General features: G+C 47.0%; 10 protein-coding genes. 3 read left to right on the plus strand and 7 right to left on the minus strand.

Going from position 1 to position 10,880, the window contains the following annotated elements; all coding sequences use genetic code 11:
- Nucleotides 1-74: 74 nt before the first annotated feature.
- The 6 genes from fadD to VCHENC03_RS06260 form a co-directional block, all read right to left on the minus strand.
- Nucleotides 75-1,766 carry a long-chain-fatty-acid--CoA ligase FadD gene (gene fadD, locus VCHENC03_RS06285; RefSeq protein ID WP_005437015.1) on the minus strand — a complete coding sequence of 564 codons (1,692 nt, stop codon included), beginning with the start codon at nt 1,764-1,766 and terminating at the stop codon, nt 75-77.
- 106 nt (nt 1,767-1,872) lie between these two features.
- A complete protein-coding gene (locus VCHENC03_RS06280; RefSeq protein WP_032802952.1) occupies nt 1,873-2,727 on the minus strand; it encodes an alpha/beta fold hydrolase in 855 nt (284 codons plus the stop codon).
- A 6-nt stretch (nt 2,728-2,733) separates the two neighbouring features.
- A complete protein-coding gene (locus tag VCHENC03_RS06275) occupies nt 2,734-3,291 on the minus strand; it encodes a Slp family lipoprotein (protein ID WP_009707198.1) in 558 nt (185 codons plus the stop codon).
- A gap of 25 nt (nt 3,292-3,316) precedes the next feature.
- Nucleotides 3,317-3,622 carry a hypothetical protein gene (locus VCHENC03_RS06270; protein ID WP_005437006.1) on the minus strand — a complete coding sequence of 102 codons (306 nt, stop codon included), beginning with the start codon at nt 3,620-3,622 and terminating at the stop codon, nt 3,317-3,319.
- 60 nt (nt 3,623-3,682) lie between these two features.
- On the minus strand, nt 3,683-4,384 hold the full coding sequence (gene tsaB / locus VCHENC03_RS06265; RefSeq protein WP_009707199.1) for a tRNA (adenosine(37)-N6)-threonylcarbamoyltransferase complex dimerization subunit type 1 TsaB: 702 nt from the start codon (nt 4,382-4,384) through the stop codon (nt 3,683-3,685).
- Between the two features lie 45 nt (nt 4,385-4,429).
- Nucleotides 4,430-6,355: an ATP-dependent DNA helicase gene (locus VCHENC03_RS06260; RefSeq protein ID WP_009707200.1), complete on the minus strand. Its 1,926-nt coding sequence runs from the start codon at nt 6,353-6,355 to the stop codon at nt 4,430-4,432.
- Between the two features lie 217 nt (nt 6,356-6,572).
- On the opposite strand from VCHENC03_RS06260, the gene purU reads away from it, so the two are divergent.
- Nucleotides 6,573-7,406 (plus strand): formyltetrahydrofolate deformylase, encoded by an 834-nt coding sequence (gene purU, locus VCHENC03_RS06255; RefSeq protein ID WP_005428723.1) that lies wholly within the window; start codon nt 6,573-6,575, stop codon nt 7,404-7,406.
- A gap of 314 nt (nt 7,407-7,720) precedes the next feature.
- Here purU and VCHENC03_RS06250 read toward each other — a convergent pair whose 3' ends face one another.
- On the minus strand, nt 7,721-8,317 hold the full coding sequence (locus VCHENC03_RS06250) for a VOC family protein (protein WP_009707201.1): 597 nt from the start codon (nt 8,315-8,317) through the stop codon (nt 7,721-7,723).
- Between the two features lie 220 nt (nt 8,318-8,537).
- Between VCHENC03_RS06250 and argS the strand changes: the two genes are divergently transcribed.
- Together argS and VCHENC03_RS06240 are read left to right on the plus strand one after the other, a co-directional pair.
- Complete coding sequence (argS, locus tag VCHENC03_RS06245; RefSeq protein ID WP_005446437.1) at nt 8,538-10,271, plus strand: arginine--tRNA ligase; 1,734 nt, start codon at nt 8,538-8,540, stop codon at nt 10,269-10,271.
- A gap of 139 nt (nt 10,272-10,410) precedes the next feature.
- Nucleotides 10,411-10,839: an HIT family protein gene (locus VCHENC03_RS06240; RefSeq protein WP_005446436.1), complete on the plus strand. Its 429-nt coding sequence runs from the start codon at nt 10,411-10,413 to the stop codon at nt 10,837-10,839.
- Nucleotides 10,840-10,880: the final 41 nt, after the last annotated feature.

The raw sequence follows: 10,880 nt of genomic DNA on the forward strand, positions 1-10,880 counted from the left end.
TAAAAAAATGCCAGCAAAACGCTGGCATTCTAACACTATTTGGCAATAAATGATTGTTGCACAAAGAAATCCGCTTATGCGCTCTTCTTCGCTAGTTCTGCGTCGTTCTCTTCACGCAGTACGCGACGAAGGATCTTACCTACGTTGGTCTTAGGTAAGTCTTCACGGAACTCAACCAACTTCGGCACTTTGTAGCCAGTTAGGTGTTGGCGACAGTGTGCAATCACTTCATCTTTAGTTAGGCTTGGATCGCGTTTTACAACGTAGATCTTCACCAACTCGCCAGACACTTCGTGAGGCTGACCGATTGCCGCGACTTCTAGCACTTTACCGTGCAGTGCGACTACGTCTTCGATTTCGTTCGGGTAAACGTTAAAGCCAGACACAAGAATCATGTCTTTCTTACGGTCAACAATATGCAGGAAGCCTTCATCATCAAACTTAACGATGTCACCCGTCGATAGCCAACCGTCTTCGTTGATCACTTCTTTAGTCGCTTCAGGTCGCTGCCAGTAACCTTGCATCACTTGAGGACCACGAACTTGAAGCTCACCTGTCTCAGTATTTGCTAGTGGGTTACCTTCTTCATCAACAATACGTACTTCAGTTGATGGCACAGGCAGACCGATAGAACCGTTGTATTCCACTAAGTCGTGCGGGTAAGCCGCCACCAATGGAGAACATTCTGTTAGACCGTAACCTTCTAGTAGATAACAGCCCGTGGTCTTTTGCCATTTTTCAGCGACGGCACGTTGTACTGCCATACCACCACCTACTGCTAGGCGAAGATTGCTGAAATCTAGCTCATGGAAATCTTCGTTGTTCACTAGTGCGTTAAACAGCGTGTTTACGCCAGTAATCGCAGTGAACTGGTATTTTTGCAGCTCTTTCACAAAGCCCGGAATATCACGCGGGTTAGTGATAAGCAGGTTGTTGCCACCCATTTCAACGAACAGTAGACAGTTCACCGTCAGCGCGAATACGTGGTAAAGCGGCAGTGCCGTAACAACAAGCTCGCGACCCGGAGACAATACAGGACCATAAGCACCTTTCGCCTGCATTACGTTGGCGATCATGTTGCGGTGCGTCAGGATTGCGCCTTTCGCTACGCCCGTTGTACCACCAGTGTACTGTAGGAATGCAATATCATCGCCAGACATAAATGGCTTCACGTACTGAAGACGACGACCTTTGTGCAGTGCTTTACGCATTGAGATTGCACCCGGTAGATCGTACTTAGGCACCATGCCCTTCACGTACTTAACCACGAAGTCGACAAGCGTACCTTTCGCACGTGGCAGCATTTGACCAAGGCTGGTCAGAACCACGTGTTTCACTGGCGTGTTTTCTACGATTTGCTCTAGTGTGTTCGCGAAATTAGAAACGATAACGATCGCCGTTGCGCCAGCATCGTTTAGCTGGTGCTCAAGCTCACGAGGAGTGTAAAGTGGGTTCACGTTCACAGCGATACAGCCTGCACGCAAAATACCAAATAGCGCGACAGGGTATTGAAGCAGGTTTGGCATCATAAGAGCAACGCGGTCGCCCTTCTTCAGCTTAAGTTCGTTTTGTAAGTATGCGGCGAATGCGCGGCTACGCTCTTCCAATTTGCGGAAGGTCATGACCGAGCCCATGTTCATGAATGCCGGTTGGTCTGCGTACTTTTGAACAGACTGCTCGAACATTTCTACCAAAGACTCATATTGCTCTGGATTAATGGTTTCAGGTACGTCACTTGGATAACGTGAAAGCCATGGTTTATCCACGATGTTACTCCTCGTTTATAACTGGCTAAAAAATAGCGTCCTTTTTATTTTGAGCACTATTACAGCACAGCAAACGTGCTTGAGCACGTAACTCTCAAACACTTGTTTAAATTTTGTTAACTACACCAAGAATTCGCTTAGCGACCTCGAGTGTTTGCTCTAAATGGCAATGATGCCCACCCGCGACAGAAACCACTTTCGGTGGATTTTCGCCCCAATCGACTTGGTTAGACTGTAAATGCTGAAATCCTTTGTCACCCAATATGATTAGGTGCGGACAGCGTATTTGGCTGGTGATCGAGTTCGCGTGATCCTGTGCCATGCGATAAAGAGAATCGCATTTTAATTTGGCATCGTGTCGCCAAAACCACTGGTTCTCACGACATTCAGTTCCGCGCTCTACGATTGGCATCAACTGCTCGGCGGTCAGGTGATTCGCTTGCATGCGTAGCTTTAACGCCAGATCGAAAGAAGCGATAGCTCGCTCCGGTTTGCTGCGTTGACGTTGTCGGTTAAGGACGCCATCACGCAGTCGTTTTACGCTATTGGAAGGCTGTTCTGCGAGTGGACCCGCCCCTTCAATTTGCACTAACGTTTCGACCTGTTCAGGAAAGGCAGCACTATAGCAACTTGCGATTAAAGCGCCTAGTGAATGCCCTACTAACACCAGTCTGTTTGGCGATAATTCATCCAATAATTGGTGTAAATCAGCAATGTAGTCGTGGAAGGGGTAGTAATTGTCTGAGGATTTATGACTGGATAAGCCATGACCAAATAGGTCAATTGCTAGTAAATGAAGATCAGGGTTGTGCTGATGGATGGCGTTCATCAAGGTTTTGAAGCTACCCGCGTTATCCATCCACCCATGAAGAAAAACGACTGAGCAAGCAGTCGTTTTTTCGTTTCCGATCTCTAAGGCTGCCATGCTCCCATTTGGGAGTTCGAAACGGCGCTCATTCATCACAGATTATTTAACCTTCTTGATCACCTTGCCGTCTTGAGGGAAATCATTTCGCCACATGCGGCAGTTAATGGAGTAACAAGGGTAGTAATAGGTTGGCGTGTCGTACATACGTACGCGCTCTTCAATCTTCCATAAACGGTAACCATCGCCTTTGATGACTGGGAAGATGTATTGGTGTTCACCAATTTTGCCTTCTTCTTCGCCCGCACCTTTACCCACCACAGTAATGATTCGACCTTTACTGAAAGCGACTGGCTCTAGGTAATCATCAAAATAAACCGCGAAGCGACCCGTTGGTTCTTGGTCGATGTCCGGTTTGCCTGATTTGCTGATTGGTAGGTTTACAATCTCCAGACGCGTTTGGTCTTTCAAGTTATCCACTTTCGCGATAACACCACCAAGACGGACATCGTTAGCAGCCTGTCCTTGGTCTTCAGCAAAGGCTTTGTAATCCGTCAAAACCTGCTCGGTGCTTGCATTCAGCTCTTCAGGAAGAGAACTACAGGCAGAAAGCCCGAATGCCGCGATAATAACCAGAAAAATACGTCCAGAAAGTTTCATAAACCCCCACTATAAATTCGTTGTTTTACACATAGATATCGACACCAAGTAACTGAGCAAGTTCCTCTTTCTTCGCTCGATTCATGACGTCCATATACTGTTCCATTGCTTTGCGAGCATGACCCTCGGGCAAATCATATTGCACTTGAGCGCGATGAATCTGAGACTCATCCACTTGCTTAATGGAGTGCGCGACAGCGTTCGCCACCTTAGAAGGTTGACCAACGGGCTGCTTATCTTGAGCTTTCTTTACCTGCCCTTTTTTACCGACTTTATTGGTGCGATTTGCACCCGGTATTAACGCAGGAGGTAAACCATTGATAGACGCCATAACGCTCCATAAAAATACAGGGCAAACGCCCTGCACTTTGTCATGTCATTGAAAGTCCGATTATTCGCGACCCGGAAGTTTCTTCCACGTCACATTATCACGCAGATAAACCGGGCTCGATTCTTCTACTGGGACTGTGTTGCCTTTCTTAAGTTCCTGCTCAGCAAGAATCACAATGTCTTGCGAATCAGGGTAAAGAACATCGCCACTGGTGACGTTGAATGGCAGTTTGCCAAGATCTTCTTGGTAAGCATCCCAACCAGTACCCGCTTTAGTCCACGTTTTGTCGTCTGCTTGCGCCTCTTCCGCTAGACGCGCTGGTGGAATAACGCATTCTGCATCCACGCCTGCCCACTCACCGTTTTCTTGGCGAGTGTAACGTGCCCAGTAAACTTCACCCATGCGCGCATCAATCGCAACAGCGGCATTTGTAGCACCGTGTAGGCGGTAGCTTGCTTGTGCCATCGCAGCCAGCGTTGAAACGCCAATCATTGGTAAGTCAGCACCAAACGCCAAACCTTGCGCGATACCAATACCGATACGAACACCAGTAAAGCTGCCCGGACCACGACCAAACGCCAATGCGTCTAAATCTTGTAGAGTCAGACCGGCTTCTTTCAGTACTTCGTCCACCATAGGCAGTACTTTCTTAGTGTGGTCACGAGGAGCCACTTCACTGCGTGAAATCACTCGGTCATTAACCAGTAGCGCAACTGAACAGTTCTCAGTTGCCGTATCGATAGCAAGAATTTTTGCGCTCATGTAACTCTCTACAATTCTTCTTTAATTTATTGATGCCGCAGCGCATTAGTCTGCGGCAGTTTGTTCTGTTTTTAGGAATGTTTTGATTCGTTCCAAATCCCGTGTTCTTGGGATTGGCGGTAAACTGCCGAGGAAGATGCCACCATAATCACGCGTTACCAAACGGTTGTCGCAAATGATTAAGGCACCATGATCTTTTTGGTCTCGAATCAAACGTCCTACGCCCTGCTTTAACGTGATAACCGCGTCAGGGATTTGCACTTCTGCAAACGGCTCACCACCACGTAATCGACAATCTTCGATTCGGGCTTTGAGTAGCGGGTCATCAGGGGCAGTAAACGGTAATTTGTCGATGATAACACAGCTCAGCGCATCACCTCTAACATCGATCCCTTCCCAAAATGCACCCGTCGCCACCAGCAGTGCATTACCCAGGTCCATAAACTCGGCAAGGGTCTTTTGTTTGCTCATCTCACCTTGCATCAGCACAGGCAGATCCAGTACTTCACGGAAGCGTTCACCAAGCTCACGCATCATGCTGTGCGAAGTACACAGGAAGAAACAACGCCCGTCGTTCTCTTCAATCACAGGCGCAAGCATTCGCACCAGTTTGTCGGCTAAGCCTGGGCTGTTTGGTTCTGGTAAATAACGAGGCACACACAAACGTGCTTGCTTCTCGTAATCGAACGGAGATGGCAACGAAAACTGCTGTTTAGGCTTCAATCCAAGCCGGTCGGTAAAGTGTTTAAAGTCACCCGATACCGCTAGGGTTGCTGAGGTAAAAATCCACGCGCCTTGTTTGATTTCTATTTGCTCATGGAATTTATCCGCTACCGATAGCGGCGTAATGTGCAACGCAAAATGACGGGGAGATGTGTCGTACCAGTATGAGTAACCGGTAATATCGACATCACAAACCCGATCAATTCGTCCTTTGATCAGGTTGGCACGCTCAAAGGCGGTATCCAGCAATTGACTTCGACCTAGCGCCAATTTCAATACGTCGATGGCAAGATCTAAGCTATCGGTTAAACGCACCAATTCACGTTTGATCGATTCCGATTGCAACGCTTCACGCCAGTTACCACGAAAGCCTGGCTCACCCAACACTATGCGCATATCCATGGCACTTTGCATCAGCTTATCACCGACTTTTTGTAGCTGGCGCATGTCTTTTGCTTCAGTGCGGTAGGCAATCTCAATGTCTTTGGCGAGCTCTTGGATCTGGCGGCTAGAAATCGATTGTCCGAAGTATTCGCTGGCAATGTCAGGAAGCTGGTGGGCTTCATCGAAAATGAATACGTCAGCTTCTGGGATCAATTCACCGAAACCGGTTTCTTTGATCGCAAGGTCTGCAAGGAACAAGTGGTGGTTAACGACAACAATGTCTGAATCCATTGCGCGTTTGCGTGCTTTTAAGACGAAACAATCGGTGTAGCTCGGGCACTCTTTACCCAAACAGTTGTCGTTGGTTGAAGTAATGGTCGGGATAATCATGCTGTCTTCTGGCAGGTCATCACAGTCCCCTAAATCGCCCGTTTTGGTTTCTGACGACCAAGTGCGGACCTTCACCAATTGAGTCAACAATGTTGGATCGGCTTCATTAGTATGGCTCTCGACCATTTGGCGGCTAAGACGATCCAAACATAGGTAGTTGGAACGCCCTTTTAATAGCGCGACTTGTCCATAAAAGCCTAAAGCACTGACCATCAACGGCAGGTCACGGTGATACAACTGCTCTTGTAGGTTCTTTGACCCGGTACTGATGATGACTTTTTTGCCGCTCAAGAGCGCAGGCACAAGGTAAGCGAAGGTCTTCCCCGTTCCCGTCCCTGCTTCAACCACCAGCTGAGTTTGGTCTTTGATCGCACTGCTGACAGCTTCTGCCATATCGATTTGTGGCTGGCGAGCTTGAAAGCCCGGAATGGCTTTGCCTAACGCGCCCTCAGAGGAGAATGTTTTTGCGATCATGCCTGACATCTGATTGGAAAAATTGTCGAGAGTATATCAGGAGTTGAGCGTAAACATCAGCCAACAAAAGCACTAGGTTTTAGCATCGCGCGGATAATTTGTTGAAACCGCGCCGAGAATAGATTATTTATGAAGTCAGATTGCAGTACGATTCACGCTTCTGACGTGACCCTTTTATTCGTACGCTAGAAAAATAATGCATGGAAGTATCTGATTTATGGAAAAGAAAACACTGTTAACCCATTGTTCTGACGCACCGGGTTTGATCTCAAAAATCACCAATATCTGTTATAAGCATCAGCTGAATATCGTTCATAATAACGAGTTTGTTGATAACACCAGTGGGCACTTTTTCATGAGAACCGAGTTGGAGGGTTACTTCAACGATCAAACGCTACTCGCCGATTTAGACCAAGCACTGCCGCAAGGCGCAAAACGCAAACTCATTAGCTCTCGCCGCAAACGCATCGTTATCCTAGTAACCAAAGAAGCGCACTGTTTAGGTGATATTCTGATGAAGACTTACGATGGCAGCTTAGATGTTGAAATTGCTGCGGTTGTTGGTAACTACGACAAACTTCAAACACTCACTGAACGTTTTGATATCCCTTACCATCACGTTACTCACGAAGATCTTAGCCGTGAAGAGCACGAGCAGAAGATGCTTGAAGTGATTGATCAATACGATGCCGATTACCTCGTACTTGCGAAGTACATGCGTGTTCTCACTCCGACTTTCGTAGAGAAATACCGTCACAAGATCATCAACATTCACCACAGTTTCTTACCCGCTTTCATCGGTGCTAAGCCATATCAGCAGGCTTACGACCGCGGTGTGAAGATCATCGGTGCAACGGCGCACTTTGTAACGAATGACTTGGATGAGGGTCCAATCATCAAGCAGGACGTTATTCCAGTGGATCACACGTTCAGCGCACAAGATATGGCACAAGCAGGTCGCGATGTAGAGAAGAACGTATTGAGCAAGGCTTTGAATAAAGTGATCAATGACCACGTTTTTGTTTACGGCAATAAGACGGTTATTCTTTAAATTCGCAGCTGATTGCTAGCTGCTAAAAACGCGTAATTTGAGAAGGCATTGTCTTTTCGTTACGCGTTTTTTATCTGTCGGTGGATGTTTTATTGAAGTGCTTGTAAGAGATTCCCGACTACGCTCCTTCGTCGCTCTCGGGAATGACGTAAATGAGGCATGAGCATGAAAGCTAATTAGTACGCATCACTTAACCAAACGCAAACAACTCAAGCGCGTCATTCCGACGAGCTTAAGCGAGATCAGGAATCTCATATCCGCACACTGTGAGTTTAAGTGACCCCTCTGACTAACAGCGCACGACGTAAAGCAAGTTAAGCCTGCTCAGACTCCACAATACGCTTGAGTGAATGTGGATGTAGCTTGATACAAATGCCTTGATATTTAAACGCCACGGTTGGGTTGTTCAAGCGTTCGCCTTCCCCTTTCGGGCTTGACAGTTTGATCTTCACACCTAGCTCTTCCAACTCGTCAAAACGCGCGCCAAACGCTGGGTAAGTGTGTTTCAAATCAGCAAGAAACTCATCTGCGGTTTCGGCATGAGATGGAATCACGAACTCCACATGTTCCCAGCTTTCAGTTGGGTAGATTTTGCCTTCCGCAGGGTATGGCAGCTCCAGACACTCAATCTTCCAACCACGGCTTTCCAACGCTTTGTCGAATTCGATAACAATAATTGGGCGACCGTTGATTTTCGCTTGTGAAATCACTTTGCCATATTGATTCCAAGCCTCATGCGCAGCTTTCGCGGTTTCAATATCATTAATACGTAACGCAATATGGTCAGCTTGAGCAAAGCTCAGATCCAGTTTTAACAGGGATGCAAGCTCTTCAATCTTCGCCATAAATGCATCCAGATCTTGGATCATCAATTCAGGCGCTAGGCGTTTTTCAACTAGTTGAGTCGTCATTGTGGCTCTCTCATGGGGCGATTTATCTCATTACTCTGAGCGCAATAGTAAACGCAAACCAAGCCACATTTCCATTCAATCGAAAAAGTATAAATTTCCCCAATTCCTCTCTGTATGAAAAGCAATAAAGTTGTTATCATTAGCCCCATTTTTGTGAACTCCAACAGAACTCGGCACTTACTTCGCCGAGTTCTTCGTCCTTGAATTGAAGGAAACGCGTGTGAATATCCAAGCACTTATTAATGACAAAGTATCTCAGGCTCTAGAAGCCGCTGGCGCACCTGCAGGCAGTCCTGCGGCAGTACGCCAATCAGCAAAGCCACAATTTGGTGACTACCAAGCAAACGGCGTAATGGGCGTTGCTAAAAAACTGGGTACTAACCCACGAGAATTTGCACAGAAAGTACTGGATGTTCTAGACCTAGACGGTATTGCGAGCAAGACAGAAATCGCAGGTCCAGGTTTCATCAACATTTTCCTAAGCGAAGAGTTCCTAGCAAAACAAGCGGAAGCAGCATTGGCTGACTCACGTCTTGGCGTTGCAGCAGATGAAGCTCAAACTATCGTAGCTGACTACTCTGCACCAAACGTTGCTAAAGAAATGCACGTTGGTCACCTACGTTCAACCATCATCGGTGATGCGGTAGTACGTACTCTTGAGTTCCTAGGTCACAAAGTGATCCGTGCGAACCACATCGGCGACTGGGGTACTCAGTTCGGTATGCTTATCGCAAACCTTGAGCGTGTACAGCAAGAGTCTGGCGAAGTTTCTATGGAACTGGCTGACCTTGAAGGCTTCTACCGTGAGTCTAAGAAACTGTACGATGAAGACGAAGAATTCGCAGTGAAAGCACGTAACTACGTTGTGAAACTGCAAAGCGGCGACGAGTTCTGCGCAGAAATGTGGAAGAAGCTGGTTGACGTAACTATGATCCAAAACCAACGCAACTACGATCGCCTAAACGTATCTCTATCTCGTGATGACGTAATGGGCGAGAGCATGTACAACGACATGCTACCTAAGATCGTAGCAGACCTTAAAGCACAAGGTCTTGCGGTTGAAGATGACGGCGCGCAAGTTGTGTTCCTTGAAGAATTCAAGAACAAAGACGGCGAAGCGATGGGCGTTATCGTTCAGAAACGCGACGGCGGCTTCCTATACACAACAACGGACATCGCATGTGCGAAATACCGTTACGAAGAACTAGGCGCAGACCGCGTACTTTACTTCATCGACTCTCGTCAACACCAACACCTAATGCAAGCTTGGACTATCGTTCGTAAAGCGGGTTATGTGCCAGAGTCAGTATCTCTTGAACACCATGCGTTTGGTATGATGCTAGGTAAAGATGGTAAGCCATTCAAGACTCGTGCAGGCGGTACAGTTCGTCTTGCTGATCTTCTTGATGAAGCAGAAGTTCGTGCAGCACAGCTGATCGAATCTAAGAACCCAGAACTAGCAGAAGACGAGAAGAAAGCGATCGCAAACACAGTTGCAATGGCAGCGGTTAAATACGCAGACCTTTCTAAGCACCGTACTACGGACTACGTGTTCGATTGGGACAACATGCTAGCGTTCGAAGGTAACACTGCACCGTACATGCAATACGCTTACACTCGCGTAGCATCTGTATTCGCTAAAGCTGGCGTTTCTATGGATGATCTACAAGGTGAAATTAAGATCACTGACGAGAAAGAAAAAGCGCTTATCGCAAAACTTATGCAGTTCGAAGAAGCGGTTCAATCTGTTGCTCGCGAAGGTCAACCACACATCATGTGTAGCTACCTATTCGAACTAGCAGGTCAGTTCTCTAGCTTCTACGAAGCATGCCCTATCCTAGTTGCTGAAGACGAAGCAGTGAAACAAAGCCGTCTGAAACTAGCAGCGCTAACAGCGAAGACCATCAAGCAAGGTCTGTCTCTACTAGGTATTGATACTCTAGAGCGTATGTAAGCGAATCGAGAATCGAGAATCGAGAATCGAGAATCGAGAATCGAGAATCGAGATGATTTCGAAAGGTTGGCGTGAAAGCGTCAACCTTTTGTTTTATCTGGCGTATACTGATGTCATTCAATTCAAATCGGATAATATAATGAGTTTTGAACTGCACCCTCAATTGGCAAAAGACACCACCGTTATCGGTCACTTCCCACTGTGCGTAGCACTTCTACATAAAGACAATGCAGTGCCATGGGTTATCTTGGTACCAAAACGTGCAAACCTAAAAGAGCTTCACCACTTGCCGATGAAAGAACAGCAACAGTTTTTGCTAGAGTCTCAGGCAGTAAGCCAAGCACTGGAAGCAACATTCCGTCCAGACAAGTTAAACCTAGGCGCACTAGGTAACATGGTGCCGCAGCTGCACATTCACCATATTGCTCGCTTCAAAGATGACGTAGCATGGCCGGGACCAGTTTGGGGTAACACCAAAGGTGAATTCCGTACAGAAGAAGAGCAAAACGAATTACTTGGTCGCATTAAAAATGTGCTGTCACTGAGCTCTATTTTCCAAAAAGCTTAACAGGGAAACTTTGCAAAATCTGAGCTTATAAGTTGAAAAAA

Source organism: Vibrio sp. HENC-03, from assembly GCF_000305755.2.
GTDB classification, from domain to species: Bacteria; Pseudomonadota; Gammaproteobacteria; order Enterobacterales; family Vibrionaceae; genus Vibrio; species Vibrio owensii.

Excerpts from the sequence above, each read along its gene's own strand:
- VCHENC03_RS06275 (WP_009707198.1), bottom strand. The coding sequence starts at position 3,291 with ATGAAACTTTCTGGACGTATTTTTCTGGTTATTATCGCGGCATTCGGG.
- VCHENC03_RS06270 (WP_005437006.1), bottom strand. The coding sequence starts at position 3,622 with ATGGCGTCTATCAATGGTTTACCTCCTGCGTTAATACCGGGTGCAAAT.
- VCHENC03_RS06250 (WP_009707201.1), bottom strand. The coding sequence starts at position 8,317 with ATGACGACTCAACTAGTTGAAAAACGCCTAGCGCCTGAATTGATGATC.
- purU (WP_005428723.1), top strand. The coding sequence starts at position 6,573 with ATGGAAAAGAAAACACTGTTAACCCATTGTTCTGACGCACCGGGTTTG.
- VCHENC03_RS06280 (WP_032802952.1), bottom strand. The coding sequence starts at position 2,727 with ATGAATGAGCGCCGTTTCGAACTCCCAAATGGGAGCATGGCAGCCTTA.
- VCHENC03_RS06240 (WP_005446436.1), top strand. The coding sequence starts at position 10,411 with ATGAGTTTTGAACTGCACCCTCAATTGGCAAAAGACACCACCGTTATC.
- tsaB (WP_009707199.1), bottom strand. The coding sequence starts at position 4,384 with ATGAGCGCAAAAATTCTTGCTATCGATACGGCAACTGAGAACTGTTCA.
- VCHENC03_RS06260 (WP_009707200.1), bottom strand. The coding sequence starts at position 6,355 with ATGATCGCAAAAACATTCTCCTCTGAGGGCGCGTTAGGCAAAGCCATT.